The 17,617-nt window shown below is 61.6% G+C and carries 14 protein-coding genes; 10 read left to right on the top strand and 4 right to left on the bottom strand.

What is annotated here, in order from left to right; translation table 11 throughout:
- Nucleotides 1–1,803, top strand: a 1,803-nt coding sequence (locus tag VMN77_11560; GenBank protein HTN44421.1) for a thioredoxin domain-containing protein, incomplete at its 5' end; no start/stop codon positions are given.
- Nucleotides 1,804–1,827: 24 nt separating this feature from the next.
- Here the strand turns inward: VMN77_11560 and VMN77_11555 are convergent.
- Together VMN77_11555 and VMN77_11550 are read right to left on the bottom strand one after the other, a co-directional pair.
- Nucleotides 1,828–2,739: a GGDEF domain-containing protein gene (locus tag VMN77_11555; protein HTN44420.1), complete on the bottom strand. Its 912-nt coding sequence runs from the start codon at nt 2,737–2,739 to the stop codon at nt 1,828–1,830.
- Nucleotides 2,740–2,781: 42 nt separating this feature from the next.
- A complete protein-coding gene (locus tag VMN77_11550) occupies nt 2,782–3,378 on the bottom strand; it encodes a hypothetical protein (protein ID HTN44419.1) in 597 nt (198 codons plus the stop codon).
- Nucleotides 3,379–3,582: 204 nt separating this feature from the next.
- Between VMN77_11550 and pyrE the strand changes: the two genes are divergently transcribed.
- The 9 genes from pyrE to VMN77_11505 all read left to right on the top strand — a co-directional run bounded on the left by pyrE (nt 3,583) and on the right by VMN77_11505 (nt 16,431).
- Nucleotides 3,583–4,218, top strand: coding sequence for an orotate phosphoribosyltransferase (pyrE, locus tag VMN77_11545; GenBank protein HTN44418.1), 636 nt, complete (start codon nt 3,583–3,585; stop codon nt 4,216–4,218).
- Between the two features lie 131 nt (nt 4,219–4,349).
- Entirely contained in the window at nt 4,350–5,543 is a 1,194-nt protein-coding gene (locus VMN77_11540; protein ID HTN44417.1) for an acetylornithine transaminase, read from the top strand.
- Entirely contained in the window at nt 5,540–6,463 is a 924-nt protein-coding gene (gene argF / locus VMN77_11535) for an ornithine carbamoyltransferase (protein HTN44416.1), read from the top strand. Before VMN77_11540 ends, argF begins: the two co-directional genes overlap by 4 nt.
- A gap of 45 nt (nt 6,464–6,508) precedes the next feature.
- Nucleotides 6,509–7,711, top strand: a complete 1,203-nt coding sequence (locus VMN77_11530) for an argininosuccinate synthase (protein ID HTN44415.1) — start codon at nt 6,509–6,511, stop codon at nt 7,709–7,711.
- A gap of 16 nt (nt 7,712–7,727) precedes the next feature.
- Nucleotides 7,728–9,113, top strand: a complete 1,386-nt coding sequence (argH, locus tag VMN77_11525; protein HTN44414.1) for an argininosuccinate lyase — start codon at nt 7,728–7,730, stop codon at nt 9,111–9,113.
- Nucleotides 9,114–9,357: 244 nt separating this feature from the next.
- Nucleotides 9,358–11,292, top strand: a complete 1,935-nt coding sequence (locus tag VMN77_11520) for a cobalamin-dependent protein (GenBank protein HTN44413.1) — start codon at nt 9,358–9,360, stop codon at nt 11,290–11,292.
- Complete coding sequence (lysA, locus tag VMN77_11515) at nt 11,285–12,541, top strand: diaminopimelate decarboxylase (protein HTN44412.1); 1,257 nt, start codon at nt 11,285–11,287, stop codon at nt 12,539–12,541. The genes VMN77_11520 and lysA overlap by 8 nt, the downstream gene beginning before the upstream one ends.
- Before the next feature lie 142 nt (nt 12,542–12,683).
- Nucleotides 12,684–13,526: a diaminopimelate epimerase gene (dapF, locus tag VMN77_11510; protein HTN44411.1), complete on the top strand. Its 843-nt coding sequence runs from the start codon at nt 12,684–12,686 to the stop codon at nt 13,524–13,526.
- 223 nt (nt 13,527–13,749) lie between these two features.
- Entirely contained in the window at nt 13,750–16,431 is a 2,682-nt protein-coding gene (locus tag VMN77_11505) for a UPF0182 family protein (protein HTN44410.1), read from the top strand.
- A 22-nt stretch (nt 16,432–16,453) separates the two neighbouring features.
- Here the strand turns inward: VMN77_11505 and VMN77_11500 are convergent, their stop codons facing one another.
- Both VMN77_11500 and VMN77_11495 read right to left on the bottom strand, forming a co-directional pair.
- A complete protein-coding gene (locus tag VMN77_11500; protein HTN44409.1) occupies nt 16,454–17,032 on the bottom strand; it encodes a peroxiredoxin in 579 nt (192 codons plus the stop codon).
- Nucleotides 17,033–17,080: 48 nt separating this feature from the next.
- A complete protein-coding gene (locus VMN77_11495; protein HTN44408.1) occupies nt 17,081–17,488 on the bottom strand; it encodes a hypothetical protein in 408 nt (135 codons plus the stop codon).
- Nucleotides 17,489–17,617: the final 129 nt, after the last annotated feature.

Genomic DNA, 17,617 nt, shown 5'->3' with positions numbered 1-17,617 from the left:
ATGAACAACGGACAGGGCGGCTGGCCGATGACCGTTTTTCTGGCGCCGGATCAGCGCCCGTTCTTCGCCGGCACCTACTTCCCTCCCGAGGATCGATACGGCCGTCCCGGTTTCGGCGCGCTTCTCCTGAAGATCGCCGAGCTGTGGAAGACCGACCGCGCGGCGTTGTTGCATCAGGGCGAAGCTCTCACGGAGCATATCCGCCGGCAGGTCGTCTCGGTGCCGGCCCAATCCGTGGGGAGCGATGCGATCGACCAGGCCGCGACGCACCTGGCGCGGGAATTCGATCCGGTCCACGGCGGATTCGGCGGCGCGCCGAAATTCCCGCCGTCCACGGCCTTGTCCCTTTTGTTGAGCGTCCACCGGCGCACGGGCGATCCCGAATGGCTCAAGATCGTCCGCACGACCCTGGATGCCATGGCCCACGGGGGCATGTACGATCAGATCGGGGGCGGGTTCTGCCGCTATTCCACCGACGAGCGCTGGCTCGTCCCGCACTTTGAGAAGATGCTTTACGACAACGCGCTTCTGGCGCGCATCTACCTCGAGGCCCATCAGGTCACGAAGGATCCTTTCTACAAACGGATCTCGGCCGAGATCCTGGACTACGAGATCCGCGAGATGACCGCGCCGGAAGGCGGCTTTTACTCCTCCACCGACGCTGACTCGGAAGGCGAGGAGGGAAAGTACTTCGTCTGGACGCCGGAACAAGTCCGGGCCGTCCTTGGAGACGAAGACGCCCGTCGTTTCTGCGCCTATTACGACATCACCGAGGCGGGCAACTGGGAGGGGAAAAACATCCCCAACACCCCCCGGACGCTCGAACAGGTCGCCTCACGCCTTGAGCTCGCCCCCGAGGACTTGCGGGCCTCGCTGGAGGCCTCGCGGAAAAAACTTTACGAGGCACGGCAAAAACGCATTCCGCCCGGACGGGACGACAAGATCCTCACCTCCTGGAACGGGCTGATGATCGGGGCGATGGCCAGGGGGGCGCGGATATTGGGCGACCCGCGATACCTCGCCGCGGCCGTTCGGGCCTCGGATTTCCTTTTGGAAACGCTTCGGGAGCCCGACGGACGGCTGCTTCGGACCTACCGTTCGGGGAAGGCTCATCTAAACGCCTACCTGGACGATTATGCCTATCTGTGCGAGGGGCTGATCGACCTTTACGAAGCCGGCGGCTCGTCGCGATACCTCACCGAGGCCGCGGGGTTGGCCGGAAGGATCCTAAGCGAATTTGCGGCCGAGGACGGCGGCGGTTTTTACCACACCTCGCGCGACCACGAACGGCTGATCCTTCGTCACCGCGAAGGCCATGACGGGGCCATTCCAAACGCGAACGCGGCAGCCGCGATGGCGCTCGCGCGCCTGTCTTTTCATTTTAACCGCGAGGATTGGAGAAAAACGGCGGCGGCGGCCGTGACGGCCTACGGCGCGGTCATCGATCGCATCGCCCGCGCCTTTTGCAAATCGCTGGCCGTGGCGGACTTTCTCCTGGAAGGTCCGGTCGAAATCGCGGTGGTCGGAAAACCCGGCGAGGCGGGGTACGAGGCCCTTCGCCGCGAATCGGATGGGCGCTATCTTCCGAATCAAATCCTGGCGCATTTCAATCCGGACGCGGAAGCGGAAAAAATCCCTGCCCTCCCGCTCCTTGAAGGCAAGGGGTTGATCGACGGGAGGGCCGCGGTGTATCTGTGTTATAACTTCACCTGCTCCTCCCCGATCACCGACCCCGCCCGGATCGGCCCGGCGCTCGACGCGCACCAAAAGCGGCTCCATTCAACCCGACGGGGTTCGCTTTAACGCCGAGTTCGGGCCCCGTTCCCCTCAAGTCGTTTCCATAAAACAGTAGGTCAGGTTCCGGCCCATCCGTTTCGCCTCGCGAAGGGCCTTTTCGGCGCGGGTGATCAGGGCATCGGCATCCTCCGCGCCGCCCGATCGTTCGGCGATCCCGACGCAGATCGTCACCGAAAGCGTCTTTCCTTGCGCCGCGAACGGGTGATCCGCGACGCGGGTCCGAAGCCGCTCGCCGACGATCCGGCCCCCCATCAGGTTGGTGAGGGGAAGGATGATGCCGAACTCGTCGTCGCCGAAGCGCGCCAGGAGGTCGGTCGGACGGATCGAATGTTTGACCCGTTCGGAAAACTCCTCCAGAACCTGATCGCCCGCCGGAGGCCCCCCGCCGTCGATGATCTTGTTAAACTCGTCAAATTGGAACAGGCCGACGGAAAGAGAGGCATGAAGGTCCCTGCAACGCTGGAGGTTGCGTTCGAGGTAAAGGCGAAAGGCGGGCTTGTTGAAAAACCCCGTCAGCCCGTCCCGACGGGTTCGTTCGGACCTCTCGTCCCGGTAAAGATCCTCCAAGCTGTTGGGTCCCACGTAGCGCAGGACCGAATTCCCGACCCGAAGGAGGTCTCCCTCCACGAGCGCCCTCCGCTTGACCTTCACGTCATTAATAAACGCCCCGTTCTTGCTCCCCAGGTCGCGGAGAACAACCGTGCCGTCGGCTTCCCGGACGACCTCGGCATGCTGCCGCGATATTGAGGGATCGTCGATCGGAATCTCGGTATCCGGCAGTCTCCCGATCACCATCCGTTCCTTGGCCAGCGGAAACTTCTCGCCGATCACCGGACCGGCCACGACAACAAGGCAGGCCAGATGGTAGTTGATCCAATCCATCCTCCGCCGGGTTAGGTGGTCGGAAGGGTTGATCGATCCGAGGGTTGTCTCGTTATCCATGCGTGCTCCCGGGCCTCGATCCGGCGGCGGAGGGCCTAATCGCTAAAACACCGAGCCCTCGGCCTCCTGGCGCTCGTTCCAGAGGGCCTGGTCCAGAAGGATCATGACGACATTGTATTGTTTGACCAGTTGTTTTGATTCGAAGCGCATCCGGTGCTCCCGCTGAAGGACCAGGCGGGTCTGGGGATCGTCCCACTGGACGAATTCAAACGGACGCTCCCCCAGCGTTTTCGATTCGATCGGCACCTTCCCGTAGCGTTGCATGTTCTTTTTGATCCAATCGTCCCAGCGGGCCTCGTCGAAATAGCCCGGCCGGTACTCGACCGACACGCGATAAAGCCGGCCGTGAAGAAAGCGGCAGCCCATGACCCGGATCTCCGGCGGAAGGGATTCCCGAAGGACCTCAAACGACCGTTCGTCCCCGATCAGGCCGGGATTTTCCCCGGTCTGCTCGCTGCTTTTGACCGCTTTTTGAAATTCCCCGACCGTCATCCCAAGACGGACGGGACCCGCCTTCCGGTCGATCGGATCGGCGGCGTGGACGGCCGAATAAACCCCGCTCAAGCCGCACAAGAGCGCCACGCCGATCGCGAAGGGTAATCGATTGATTTCGGAGGCCGCTGTCCCGCCGGATTTCATCACTGGATATTGTAAATGCCGATGACGTAGAATATCGCGGTCAAGACGAGAAGAAAACCGACCACGAATACGATGACCCGCAAGAAGTTCATCTCAACCCTGTTTTCCCAAATCGCGTTCCGTCCGACCCCGACTCTTTGACAGGATCGACTCTTATGGTATACTAACTCCGCAATTTTTACAATCCGCCGACCAAGGATTGTTATGCCCCCCCGCAAGAAATCAGAGGCCCCGTCCAAATCATCCGACCGGGATCAATTGCGCGACCTTCTTTTCCGGGAATCGTTCCGCTGCAGCGATCGGGCGGTCTTCAAACTCACCTCCGGACAGATGAGCCGCTACTACGTCGACTGTAAAAAGGTGACGCTGGACCCGAAGGGGGCCGCGCTCATCGGCCGCCTGGTTTTCGAGAGGATCAAGCCCCTTCACCCTCAGGGCGTCGGCGGTCTGACCTTGGGCGCCGATCCGATCGCCGTCGCCGTCGCCCTGACCAGTCACCTCGAGGGACAACCCGTCCCGGCCTTCATCATCCGGAAGGAACCCAAGGGCCATGGAAGCCGGGCCTGGATCGAAGGGAACCTTCCTGAAGGCGCCGGGGTCGTGGTCGTGGAGGACGTCGTCACCACCGGCGGATCGACCTTGAAAGCGATCGAACGGCTCAAGGCGCACGGCTGCAAGATCCTGAAGGTCGTCGCTCTCGTGGACCGTCAGGAAGGCGGCCGGGAAAAAATCGAAGCCTCCGGTTACCTTTTGGAATCCCTCTTCACGGTGGACGACTTGCTGGTCCTGGCCGGGGCCTCTCGCTCCTCGTCGGAGCCTACCGGCCAACCCCTTATTTAAGTTGCAATTCTAAGCCCCTTTTGTTTAAAATAAACACTTCAAATCGGAAACTCCCGACGTTTCAGTCGGATACCGGATAGCACTAAGTCGCAGGCTAACCCCTCACTTTGCGAAGCAAGGTTAAATGAATCATGGATCATCTGATCGATGAAGCGCAACAATATTTGATGAACACCTACACGCGTCAGCCCCTGATCATCCATAAAGGCCGTGGCACGCGGGTGTACGACCCCAACGGCAAGGAGTATCTCGACTTTGTCGGCGGCGTCGCGGTCAACAACCTGGGCCATTGCCATCCCAACGTCACGGTGGCTTTCCAGAAACAGGCGCAGCGCCTGGTGCATGTCTCGAACCTCTACTATACCGAGCCCCAGGTCAAGCTGGCCCGGCTCCTGGTCGAGCATTCCTTCGCCGACAAGGTCTTTTTCTGCAACAGCGGAACGGAGGCCATCGAGGCCGCCATCAAACTTGTTCGAAAATTTTCCCGCGAGAAGTTCGGGCCGGACCGGTATGAAATTATCACGATGGAGCAATCTTTTCACGGCCGGACGCTGGCCGCCGTCACGGCAACGGCCCAGCCGAAATACCATAAAGGGTTCGAGCCGCTCGTGCCGGGCTTTCGGTACGTTCCCTACAACGATCTGAAGGCCGTTTCGAATGCGATCTCCGACCGGACGGCCGCCATCCTGGTGGAACCGGCCCAGGGCGAAGGCGGCGTCCGGATCCCGGACCCCGACTACCTGCCCGGCCTTCGGAAACTGTGCGACGAGAAAGGCCTCCTCTTGGTCCTGGACGAAGTCCAAACCGGTATCGGGCGTACGGGACGGCTGTTCGGCTACGAGCATTCCGGAATCGAACCCGACATCATGGCCCTGGCCAAGGGCTTGGGCAGCGGCCTGCCGATCGGCGCGCTGCTGGCCAAGGATTCCGTGGCCCGGGCCTTCACCCCCGGCTCTCACGCCGCCACCTTCGGCGGGAATCCGCTGGTCTGCGCCGCGGCGATCGCGACGCTCGAGGTGCTGCTGGAGGAGGGCTTCATTCTGGATAACTGCCGTCGGATGGGCGAATACTTCGTCGAACGGCTCAAAGGCCTCCAGCAGCGGCATCCCTGCGTCGTCTCCGTCCGGGGCCTGGGGCTGCTGGTCGGGATGGAGCTCGCGATCGACGGTAAACCCATCGTTCAGGACTGTCTGGAGGAGGGCCTCCTGATCAACTGCACGATGGACCGCGTGCTCCGCTTCGTCCCTCCGTTGATCATTCTGAAGGAAGAAATCGACCTGCTGATCAACCGGCTGGACGGAATCTTCAAAAAGAGAACGGCATGAAAGTCCGGCACCTGCTCACCCTCCTCGAGCTCAGCCCCGGAGAGCTGATCGGACTTCTCGACCGGGCCGACCGCTTGAAGGCGCAGCACCGGTCGGGCGGGGTACAGCGCCCGTTGACGGGAAAAACGCTGGGGTTGTTGTTCGAGAAGGCCTCCACCCGGACACGCGTCTCGTTCGAAGCGGCCATGAACCAGCTGGGGGGATCGGGCCTGACCCTTTTGGCGGGCGACCTTCAGCTCAAACGCGGCGAGACGGTGGCGGACACCGCCCGGGTCCTCTCCCGCTATCTGGACGCCCTGGTGATCCGGACCTTCGGACACGAACAACTGGAGGCCTGGGCGGGCGCGGCGACCATTCCGGTCGTCAACGGCTTGACGGATCTTCACCACCCCTGCCAGGCCTTGGGCGACCTGCTGACGATCCGCGAACGATTCGGAGCGTTCAAGGGCCTGAAGCTGGCCTATATCGGTGACGGAAACAACGTGGCCCATTCCTTGATCGAGGGCGCGGCCCGGACCGGGATCGAGATCCGTCTGGCCTGCCCGAAAGGCTACGGTCCCGACCCGCGGATCGCGGAGGCCTCCCGCGTTGCGGCCCGACAAACCGGGGCGCGGATCGAAACGATGGAAGAACCCCGAAAGGCCGCGCAGGATGCGGATATTCTCTACACCGATGTCTGGGTCAGCATGGGGCAGGAGAAAGAGGCGAAGTCGAGACAGAAAAAGTTCAGGCCCTACCAGATCAACGACACCCTGCTCTCGGTCGCAAAGCCCTCGGCCGTCGTCATGCATTGCCTCCCGGCCCACCGGGGGAAAGAGATCACGGCCGAGGTGATGGACGGAAAGCAGTCGATCGTGTGGGAGCAGGCCGAAAACCGGCTGCATATCCAGAAGGCTATCCTGGAATGGTTGCTGGTCTGAACGGAACAAATCTTTAACGGGAGCAAAGCGGGAAGAACGCCATCCATGGCCGCAAAAATCAAAAAAGTCGTTCTCGCCTATTCGGGCGGGTTGGACACCTCGGTCGCGATCCACTGGTTGAGGGCCACCTACCGCTGCGATGTGATCGCTTTCTGCGCCGACCTGGGACAGGGCGAGGATCTCGAGGCGATCCGGAAGAAGGCCCTGGCGACGGGCGCGAGCAAGGTCTACACGGAAGACCTGCGGGAGGTCTTCGCCAAGGACTACCTTTTTCCGATGCTCCGGGCCAATGCGGTTTATGAAGGCGGCTATCTTCTCGGAACCTCCATCGCCCGGCCGCTGATCGCCAAGACCCAGATGGAAGTGGCCCGCCGCGAGAAGGCCGACGCCGTCGCTCACGGGGCGACCGGCAAGGGCAACGACCAGGTGCGCTTTGAGTTGACCTATCTGTCGGTCGACCCGCAGATTCGCATCATCGCCCCCTGGCGCGAATGGATCCTGGATTCGCGGCAGTCTCTGATCGATTACGCCCGGAAATACAAAATCCCCGTCACGGCGACGAAGGCCAAGCCCTACAGCATGGACCGGAATCTTTTCCATATCAGCTACGAGGGCGGGATTCTGGAAGATCCCTGGGCCCCGCCCCCGGAGGAGATGTTCCTGCTCACGGTCTCGCCGCAAAAGGCGCCGGACCGTTCCGACACGATCGAAATTGCTTACGAGGGCGGCAACCCCGTCGGTCTCGACGGAAAAAAGCTCTCCCCGGCGGCGCTGATCGCCCGGCTGAACGAGCGGGGCGGGCATCACGGCATCGGCCGGGTCGACCTGGTCGAAAACCGCTACGTGGGGATCAAATCCCGCGGCGTTTACGAAACCCCGGGCGGCACCATCTTGCAGATCGCACACCGGGCCGTCGAATCGATCACGATGGACCGCGAGGTGATGCATCTTCGGGATTCCCTGATCCCCCGTTACGCCGAGCTGGTATACAACGGCTACTGGTTCTCGCCGGAACGGGAGATGCTCCAGTCCGCGATGGACGCCGCGCAGAAGAACGTGAGCGGGATCGCCCGCCTGACCCTGTATAAGGGAAACTGCGCGGTCGCCGGCCGGAAATCGGAGCGCTCGCTTTACGATCCGGAACTGGCGACCTTCGAGACCGACACGGTCTACAATCAGCGGCTGGCCGAGGGCTTTATCCGCCTGAACGCGCTGCGATTGCAGCAACCGGGAAGGAAGGGAAAATAACGCATTGGCACCGAACATGAAAAAAAATTCCAAAAATAAAAAAATGTGGTCGGGACGATTTACGGCCGAGACCCACCGGCGCGTCGAGGCCTTCACGGCCTCCCTCCCCTTCGATCGACGGCTTTACCCGCAGGACATCGCCGGGAGCATCGCCTGGGCCCGCGCCTTGTCCCGGGCCAAGGTCCTGACCCAGGACGAGGCAGACCGGATCACCGAGGGGCTGAAGGCCGTCCGGATCACGATCGAGGAGGGCCGGGCGGTTTTTGAAGAACAGGATGAAGACATCCATATGGCGGTGGAACGGCTGCTGACCGAGAGGATCGGCGAACTGGGAGGCAAGCTCCATACCGGCCGCAGCCGGAACGATCAGGTGGCGCTGGACCTGCGTCTCTACCTGCGGGACGAGATGAAACACATCATCGAGGCCGTCAAGGACCTGCAGGACGGCCTGGTGGCCAAGGCCAAGAGCCATGTCGACGTCATCCTTCCCGGCTATACCCATCTTCAGAAGGCCCAGCCGATCCGCTACGCCCATTACCTGCTGGCCTACTACGAAATGTTGGAGCGGGACCGGCAGCGCTTCCTGGACGGCTTTCAACGGGTCAACGTCATGCCCCTCGGCTCCGGGGCCTTGGCCGGAACGAACTACCCGATCAACCGGGAGGAATTGGCCGAGGACCTGGGCTTTCCCGCCGTCACGGAAAACAGCCTGGACGCGGTGAGCGACCGGGACGGGGCGATCGAGTTTCTGGCCGCCGCGGGCATCCTCATGATGCATCTGTCCCGGTTCTGCGAAGAGCTGGTGCTGTGGTCCACGGATGAATTCGGCTATCTGGAACTGCCCGACGCCTTCTGCACCGGAAGCAGCCTCATGCCTCAGAAAAAAAATCCCGACGTCCCCGAGCTGATCCGGGCCAAGACCGGCCGCGTCTACGGCCATCTGATGGCCCTGCTGACGGTGATGAAGGGTCTTCCGCTGGCCTACAACCGGGATCTTCAGGAGGATAAAGAGGCGGTGTTCGATTCGGTCGATACCGTGAAAACCAGCCTGTCGGTCCTGACCGAGATGATCCCGGGAATCACGCTGCGGCGGGAGGCCGCCGCCAAGGCCGCCGAAAACGGCTTCCTGCTCGCCACCGAGGCGGCCGACTACCTGGTCGAAAAGGGCCTGCCGTTCCGGCAGGCGCATGAAGTCGTCGGCCGGATCGTCCGCTACTGCCTGGATCAAGGGCGGGATTTCAGGCAGCTTTCCATAAAGGAACTCCAAAAATTCTCGGACCATTTTCAAAAAGACGTCATCGGTTTTCTCGATCTGGAGGCGTCCGTGGAACGAAAGCAGCAAACGGGGGCGACCGCCCGGAATCGAATTCTGGAACGGATCCGCCGGATCGAGGAGAAATAAATGCCGATGCCCTGCGTCCGAAGACTGGCCGTCTGCCCGATCATCCTGTTTATTTTATTCTTGTTTTTTCCCGCCGGATGTGGTAAAAAGGGGGCTCTTATCGCTCCGGAGGACGTCCTTTCAAAGGAGCGTTCTCAACCGCAAGGCAACGAACCGTCAGCCCCGGGCCCGCAACCGGGGTCGCAAGAAAGGTCGCAAGAAAATTCCAATGATTCGCGTTAAATAATTATTGAGGTAATTCATCATGGCACTGATCCAATTGGAATCGGCCAAGAAGGCCAAAAAGCTGTTGCTCCTGATCGATCCTTATCCGGAGGATAATCCCTACCGGATCAACCCCTCCGAAATGCAGGCGATCTGGTTCCCGAAACTGTCGCTGCCCGTCATCGCGTCACGGACCCCCAAAACCTGGGACGTCCGAATCGTGGACGAGAGCCGAACGATCGTCCGGAAGGATCTGATCGACGCCGTGATCCGGGAGCGGGGGGCCGAGAACCTCTTTGTGGGCCTTTCGACGCAGATGACCTGCTATACCCAACGGGCCTACGAGATCGCGGACCAGTTCCGGGCGCGGGGCGTCAAGGTCTGCCTGGGCGGAACCCATGCCACCTACCTGCCCGAAGAGGCGAAGCTTCACGCGGATGCGGTCGTGAAGTTCGAGGCCGACGAGATCTGGCACAACGTCGTCGCGGATTTCGAGCGCGGCGCCCTTCAGCCGTTTTATGAAATGGGACCTTATCCGACGATGGAGAACTACGTCCATCCCCGGATCGATCTCCTTCCGAGCGGCTGCTACATGACGAATCAGTGCCTCCAGACGACGCGCGGCTGCCATTTTGACTGCGAGTTCTGCAGCGTCTCCCCCTTCAACGGTAAGAGCTCCCGCCGCCGGTCGATCGACGACATCATCGCCGAAATCCAGCATATCAAGGAATGGCGACGGAACCAGCTCGTGGAGAAAATGATCCGGGGACCCGTCTGGCACCGGATCGGAACCGGCCTGCGGATCTTAACCGGGATCGAGGACGGGACGATCTTCGCCTTCGTGGACGACCTCCACAACTCGAACCGCGACTACTGCAAAAAGCTCTGGACCGCCTTGAAGGAGCTGAACATCAAATGGGGGGCCCAGTGCACGCTGTTCCTGGGGAACGATCCGGACATGGTGAAGCTGGCGGCCGAGAGCGGCTGCGTCTCGATGTTCGTCGGGCTGGAGTCGATCAATCAGGACGTCCTGACCGAGATGAACAAGGGGTTCAATCAGGACAAACGCTACGAGGACCAGATCCGGTGTTTCCATGATCACGGCATCATGGTCAACCCCGGGATCATCTTCGGATCGGACGCGGACGACGAGTCGGTCTTCGAGAACACGATCGAGTTCCTGATCAAGTGCCGCGTGGAGCTGGCCTACATCAATATCTCGACCCCGCTGCCCGGGACGGCGCTGTTCGAGCGGCTGAAGGCCGAGGGCCGCATCTTCGACTGGGACTGGTCCAAATACGACGGCAAGCATGTCGTTTATCACCCGAAACGGATGACGCCCGAAGTTTTGCAGGAGGGCTTTTTCTGGGCCAACCGCCAGTTCTTTTCGATCCCCTCGATCTCCACCCGGATGTCCGCCACAAACCAGCGGTTCCTCGCGCGCTGGGTCATGAACTGGCGGTTCCGGCAGCTCATCCGACGGACCTGTCCCGCGGGCCACTTGTCTCCCCTGGCCAAGACCTTGAAGAAACTCCATGTGGAGCTCCCCTCGATCGACACGGGGAACCTGATTCCCAACGCCTTGAGCGCGGTGAAGACCTCGGTCAAGGAAGCGACGACCCAGATCGATCGTTATCTCAAGATGAAGGTGAAAAAGCACGAGGGATTGACCACCCTGATGATCGAGCTGGAAGGCACGCTGGACCGCTTCAACGTCGCCGAGGTGAAGAAACGGATCCTGAAGGCGGCGAACAAGGCCAAGATGGACATCGTGATTAACTTTGAACACTTAAAATACGCCGCGCCCGAAGCGATCTCGGCTCTGCTGGACTGGCGGCCGCTCAAGCATCTGGCCCCCAAGGTGCGGGTCAAGGTGATGAATTTGAAAAACTCCTTCAGGGAGACGGTGGATCATATTGCGTTGAGGGGACGGGAGATTTCGAAGGAGGATCTGTCGAAACCCAACTATGCATGAGTTCCATTATCGCCAAAACGAGCTTTACTGCGAGGACGTCCCCGTCAAGACCATCGCCCAGGAAGTCGGCACGCCGTTCTACCTTTACAGCGCCAAGACCCTCCTGAACCATTACCGGGCCTACGACTCCGCCTTCGCCTCGATCCCGCACATCATCACCTTCGCCATGAAGGCCAATTCCAACCTGGCGATCCTGCGGCTGTTCGCCCGGGAGGGCGGCGGGGCGGATATCGTCTCGGCCGGGGAACTGTTCCGGGCCCTGCAGGCCGGGGTGGACCCCCGGAAGATCAATTTCGCCGGTGTCGGAAAAACGGCCGAGGAGATCCGCTACGCCCTCGAATCGAACATCCTCATGTTCAACGTCGAATCCTCCCAGGAGCTCCGCAAGATCGACGAGGTGGCGGGGTCGATGGGGAAGAAGGCCCGTGTGGCGCTGCGGGTCAACCCCAACGTGGACCCGAAAACCCATCCGTACATCTCGACCGGGATGAAAAAACACAAATTCGGGATCGGCATCGACAAGGCCCTGGAGGAATACAAGCTGGCCGCGTCCCTGAAACATGTCGAGGTCGCCGGCATCCATCAACACATCGGGTCCCAACTGACCGAGACCGCCCCTTACGTCGACGCGCTTCGACGGCTGCTGGGCCTGGTTGAGGAACTCAAAAAACTCGGGATCGACGTTCAGTACGTCAACATCGGCGGAGGATTGGGCATCACCTACGAAGACGAGACCCCTCCCCTCCCCAAGGAACTGGCGACGGCCATCGGGCCGCTCGTGAAGGACCTCAAATGCGTCCTGATCATGGAGCCGGGCCGGGCGCTCGTCGGAAACGCCGGCATTCTCGTCACGAAGGTGCTCTACACCAAGGAAGGGGAAGCCAAAAAATTCGTGATCGTGGACGCCGCCATGAACGATCTCATCCGTCCGAGCCTCTACGGGGCGTTTCATCTGATCCAGCCCTTGATCCGCCGCGGACGGAAGACCATCGCGGCCGACGTGGTGGGACCGATCTGCGAGTCGGCCGATTTCCTGGCGAAGGACCGTGAAATGGAGGAATGCCTCCCGGAGGAATACCTGGCCGTCATGAGCGCGGGCGCGTACGGGTTCGCGATGGCCTCGAACTACAACGCCCGTCCCCGGACGCCGGAGATCCTGGTCCACGGCGATCGCTTCGACGTCGTGCGGGAACGCGAGACCTACGCGGATCTGATCAAGGGCGAGCATATCCCGGATTTTTTGAAATAATACAGAAATGAATCCCGCATCGGATGCGGCGGGTGGCCGGAGGCGGGGCGCCCCACCGAGCGCAGCCGGGGTCCCTACACCGGGCGGGGTGGCGAGCACGGCGGGGCTGCCGAAGGACAGGACCCGCCGGAAGGACCATTCAATGAAAAAAATCCCATTCTGGAAAATGAGCGGCAGCGGAAACGATTTTATCCTGATCGACAACCGCCGCGGCGCCCTGAGCGCCTTCAAGGGCCGGCGGCTCAACCGCTTCGCCGCGACGGTCTGCACGCACCGCCTTTCGGTCGGCGGCGACGGCCTGATCCTGATCGAACGCCCCGCGCGTCCCCGGGAGGCCCGGTTCCGCTGGCGCCTGTTCAACGCCGACGGGACGGAGGCCGAGCTCTCCGGAAACGGCGGGCGCTGCGCCGCGCGGTTCGCCTATCTCCGAAAGATCGCCCCGTCCAAAATGGTCTTCGAGACGCTGGCCGGACCGATCCGGGCCGAGATCCGGGGGACGAACGTCAAGATCCAGATGCCGACGCCGCAATCGCTTCAATTGGACGTCAAGATCCCGGTCCGTGACCAGACCTACGTCGGCCACTTCCTCAACACCGGCGTCCCCCATACCGTTCTGTTCGTGGACGACCCGGCCGCGGCGGAGGTGGTTCCGCTGGGAAGGGCGATCCGCCACCATGAACTGTTTCAGCCGGCCGGGACCAACGTCAACTTCGCGACGATCCAAAGCCCCCGCCTCGTCCGGATGCGGACCTACGAGCGGGGCGTCGAGGACGAAACGCTGGCCTGCGGCACCGGCGCGGTGGCGACGGCCCTGATCGCCGGAGCGCTGGGCCAAGGCGCCTCCCCGATGACCCTCCGCCAGCAGAGCGGAATGGTCCTCCGGGTTTACTACCGGTGGGACGGACGCCAGTTCTCCGACGTCTTCCTGGAAGGAGATGCCCGCGTGGTCTATACCGGCGAGATGGGCGACGAAACCCTGTTCTAACCGGGGGAGTTAGCCGTCGGACTCTGAGCCTTGCGGCTCCGGCGGCTTTTGTTTGACCCGGCTAAGGCTCGGCCGCTCAATTTTCCGAAGGAGCTCTGCGGAAAATTGACCCTGACGGGCCGGGTCCTTCGCCAAGCCGTGTACACAAACGCAAGCCGAGTCGCCGACGGGGCCCAGCGCCCGACGGCGCCTCATAACCCTCAACCCTTATTGAACCCACCCTATGATCCGATTCTGGGCCGTAATCATTCTCGCGGTGCTTGCCCTGCTCCTGTCGGGCAACCTCGTCTCCTTTTACACCGACTGGCTCTGGTTCATCGAGATCGGACAGTTCCCCGTCCTGATGACCACCCTGACCGCCGAGATCAAGCTGGGTCTGGGGCTCGGCCTCCTGCTTTTCATCGTTTTGTATCTCAACCTCGTCGTGGCCCACCGCCACCGGAACGCCGGACGCTGGGATCGCACACAACAATGGCTCGACCTGCCCGTTCGCACCCAGCTCGACCCTCAGATCGCCCGGGGGATCCCGGTCCTGTCGTTGGTGGCCGCCTTCCTGGGAGGGCTGAACGGGGCCTCGCAATGGGAAAAATTCCTTCTCGCGCAGAACGCCTCCGGTTTCGGGATATCCGACCCGGTCTTTGGAAACGATTTCGGGTTCTACGTTTTCAAACTGCCTTTCCTGAGCTTTGCCCAGGGATGGGCTATGGGAATGGTGATTCTCGTCACGATCCTCACGGCGCTGCTCTACGTTTATCACGGCGGCCTCGGGGTCGGTCCGAGGGGGTTTTTCATCGACGCGGGGCCGAAGCGGCATTTGACGGGATTGATCGGGGTGATCCTGGCGCTCAAGGCGGCCGGGTACAGGCTGTCGGCCTATGAGCTCCTCTTCACGACCCGCGGGGTGGTCACGGGGGCGGTCTACTCGGATGTCCATGCCCGTATTCCGGCGCTCAACTTCCTGAGCGGACTGGCCCTGCTCGCGGCGCTGGCCGTGATCGTCGGGGGATACGGCCGCGGGTGGCGCCTCCCGGTCGTCGCGATCGCCGGGGTGCTCGTGTTCCAGATCGTCGGCGTCTCGTTCTATCCCGAGCTGCTCCACCGTTTCCGGGTGCTGCCGAACGAGATCGTCTTGGAGCGGCCCTACATCCAGGAGAACATCAAGTCCACCCGCTACGCCTTCGGACTCAATAACATCGAGGAGCAGGAATTTCCGGCCGAGGAGAATCTTTCTCTTCAGGATATGTCGAGGAACGACCTCACGCTCAAAAACGTCCGGCTGTGGGATCACCGGCCGCTGCTCGCCACCTACCGGCAACTCCAGCAGATCCGGACCTATTACGACTTCGTCGGTGTGGACAACGACCGCTACGAGATCGACGGGGAATACCGGCAGGTGATGCTCTCCCCGCGGGAGCTGTCGTCCCGGAACCTTCCCGGGGGCGCCAACTGGATCAACGAGCATCTCACCTACACGCACGGGTACGGCGTGGCCTTGGGCCCGGTGAACCGGATCACCAAGGAGGGCCTGCCCGAGTTCATGATCAAGGACATTCCCCCGGTTTCGACGATCCCGTTGAAGATCGCCCGGCCCGAGATCTACTACGGCGAGCTGACGAACAGCTACGTCTTCGTGAAGACCAAGTCGCTGGAGTTCGACTATCCGCTGGGGGACAAGAACGAGTACACGGTCTATGACGGAAAGGGCGGCGTCCCGGTTTCCTCCCTTTGGCGGAAGCTCCTGTTCTCGGCGGAGTTCGGGTCGATGAAGATCCTGCTCTCGAACGACATCACGTCCGGGAGCCGGGTCCTGTATTACCGGAACGTCCTCGACCGGGTCCGACGGCTGGCGCCCTTTCTCGGCTACGACGACGACCCCTACCTTGTCATCACGAAGGAGGGCCGGCTGGTCTGGATCGTGGACGGGTACACGACGACCGACCGGATCCCCTATGCCTATAACCTGCGCGGACTCGGCAACTATCTCCGTAACTCGGTCAAGGCGGTCATCGACGCCTACGACGGCACCGTCACGCTCTACATCAACGACCCCGACGACCCGCTGATCCGGACCTACGCCGCCGCGTTCCCCGGCCTTTTCAAGCCCCTGGAGGAAATGCCGGCCGACCTCCGGGCTCATCTTCGCTATCCCGAGGATCTTTTCCGCATCCAGGCCCATCTCTACGCCACGTATCACATGCAGGACCCGCAGATTTTCTACAATCGCGAAGATCTCTGGAACATCCCGTCCAAGGGCGACCGGACGATGGAGCCCTACTACACGATCATGAAGCTACCGAAGGAAACGAAGGAAGAGTTCATCCTGATGATCCCCTACACCCCGGCGAACCGGGACAATATGGCGGCGTGGCTGGCCGCGCGGGCCGACGCGCCCCATTACGGAAAACTGATCGTCTACCTCTTCCCCAAGCAGAAGCTGATCTACGGTCCGAGGCAGATCGAGGCCCGCATCGATCAGGACGGATACATCTCCCAGCAGATCTCCCTCTGGAACCAGCGGGGCTCCCAGGTCATACGCGGAAGCCTGCTGGTGATCCCGATCGAGAACTCGCTGCTCTATATCGAGCCGCTCTATCTCTCGGCCGAGGCCGGCTCGCTCCCGGAGCTTCGACGCGTCATCGTCGCGTACGGCAATCAACTCTCGATGCAGGAGAATCTCGAAAGCGCGCTGGCCGCGATTTTCGGCGGACGGCCGGTCCTCCCCGCCCCGTCCGAAGCGGGGGCCGCGCCGCCGTCCGCGGGAAGCGCGAAGGATAAAATCCGTTCGGCCCTCTCCCATTTCGAGCGGGCCGAGGAGCTGCTGCGTCAGGGCGATTGGGCCGGTTTCGGGAAAGAACTTAAAGAGACCGGTGCGATTCTCAAAGAGCTGGCGGGGGAGGGGAAATGAGCCGGGCTTCGGGCGGACCGGGCTATGAATTCGGCATGGTTTTCAGGGAGTGACGAAGCTCCACCAGTGCGCGGTGGATCTCCAGGGCATGATCCTCCGGTTTCACGGAGGGAAAAATCTTTCGGATGACGCCCTGCGGGTCGATGACCACGGTGCTCCTCCGGGCCACCTTCATCCCCATATAACTCGCGAGCACGCCGTATTGCGCGGTGACCTGCTGCCGGTCGTCGGCCAGGATCGGAAAGTTCAGCTTGAATTTCTCCGCGAATTTTTTGTGGGATTCGACCGAGTCGACGCTGATGCCGAGGACCCGTGCGTCCAGTTGCTGGATGGCCGTCAGATTGTCGCGGAAGGAGCAGGCCTCCTTGGTGCAGCCGGGGCTGTCGTCCTTCGGGTAGAAATACAGGACGACCCATTTTCCGCGCTGCTCCGAAAGCGTCACCGGCTTTCCGTCCTGGTCCGGAAGCGTGAAATCGGGGGCGGGTTTTCCCTCCTCCACCGCCAGCCCCGGCGACTGCGCGGCCGCCCGGAAGACGCCGGTGCCGACGTCCGGCCCGGCGATGAGGCCGAGGAGAAGGAGGCCTGAGAGAAATATTTTCATGATGATCCTTGGGCCCGGTACCTTGCGATCATAACCCATCTCACAGCCCTATTCAAGTCCTTCTCTATGTTGTCGCGTGCCTCCTCGATCTTTTCCCGCCAGCCATTTCTTGGCGTCACTTACCGACGAGAACACGGACACGGGCAGGCTCCGGTTGAGCGCCACGGTCTCGGCAAACTTCATCAGGTCCCCCTTCGCGTTCAAGTCGACGTAGGCGATCGCCTCGAATTGTCCGCGGGCCCGCTGGCTTCCCTCCGAAGCGATCTGAAACACGCTCATCGTGCCGAGGCGGGGGCCCTCGAGACGCTCTTCAATCAGCACCCGATGACAGTCACGGGCCGCGCACTCCCGCCGGATTTCCTCGAGATAAGCGGCCACGTTTTCCTCGCTGTTCACCCCGGTGACGATCGCGTGCAGATAGGTGGGCTTCAGTATGAAGGTCAGCGTGTACGACATAGCCATCTCCCCTAAAAGATCAGCCCGCGCCGGAGGATCGATAGGGTGGATTATATTCCTTTAAAGGTGACGGGTCAATTGGGATCGGGGAGGGAAATCGTTAGGATCCATCCCGATGATGTAAACCTC

It is taken from the genome of Nitrospiria bacterium, from assembly GCA_035498035.1.
Lineage (GTDB): Bacteria > Nitrospirota > Nitrospiria > JACQBZ01 > JACQBZ01 > JACQBZ01.
Note: the sequence above shows the minus strand (reverse complement) of the source record. Positions and strands in the feature narration are given on the sequence as shown.

Coding starts and splice junctions, on each gene's coding strand:
- VMN77_11555 (HTN44420.1), bottom strand. CDS start 2,739: ATGGATAACGAGACAACCCTCGGATCGATCAACCCTTCCGACCACCTA.
- VMN77_11550 (HTN44419.1), bottom strand. CDS start 3,378: ATGAAATCCGGCGGGACAGCGGCCTCCGAAATCAATCGATTACCCTTC.
- pyrE (HTN44418.1), top strand. CDS start 3,583: ATGCCCCCCCGCAAGAAATCAGAGGCCCCGTCCAAATCATCCGACCGG.
- VMN77_11540 (HTN44417.1), top strand. CDS start 4,350: ATGGATCATCTGATCGATGAAGCGCAACAATATTTGATGAACACCTAC.
- argF (HTN44416.1), top strand. CDS start 5,540: ATGAAAGTCCGGCACCTGCTCACCCTCCTCGAGCTCAGCCCCGGAGAG.
- VMN77_11530 (HTN44415.1), top strand. CDS start 6,509: ATGGCCGCAAAAATCAAAAAAGTCGTTCTCGCCTATTCGGGCGGGTTG.
- argH (HTN44414.1), top strand. CDS start 7,728: ATGAAAAAAAATTCCAAAAATAAAAAAATGTGGTCGGGACGATTTACG.
- VMN77_11520 (HTN44413.1), top strand. CDS start 9,358: ATGGCACTGATCCAATTGGAATCGGCCAAGAAGGCCAAAAAGCTGTTG.
- lysA (HTN44412.1), top strand. CDS start 11,285: ATGCATGAGTTCCATTATCGCCAAAACGAGCTTTACTGCGAGGACGTC.
- dapF (HTN44411.1), top strand. CDS start 12,684: ATGAAAAAAATCCCATTCTGGAAAATGAGCGGCAGCGGAAACGATTTT.
- VMN77_11505 (HTN44410.1), top strand. CDS start 13,750: ATGATCCGATTCTGGGCCGTAATCATTCTCGCGGTGCTTGCCCTGCTC.
- VMN77_11500 (HTN44409.1), bottom strand. CDS start 17,032: ATGAAAATATTTCTCTCAGGCCTCCTTCTCCTCGGCCTCATCGCCGGG.
- VMN77_11495 (HTN44408.1), bottom strand. CDS start 17,488: ATGTCGTACACGCTGACCTTCATACTGAAGCCCACCTATCTGCACGCG.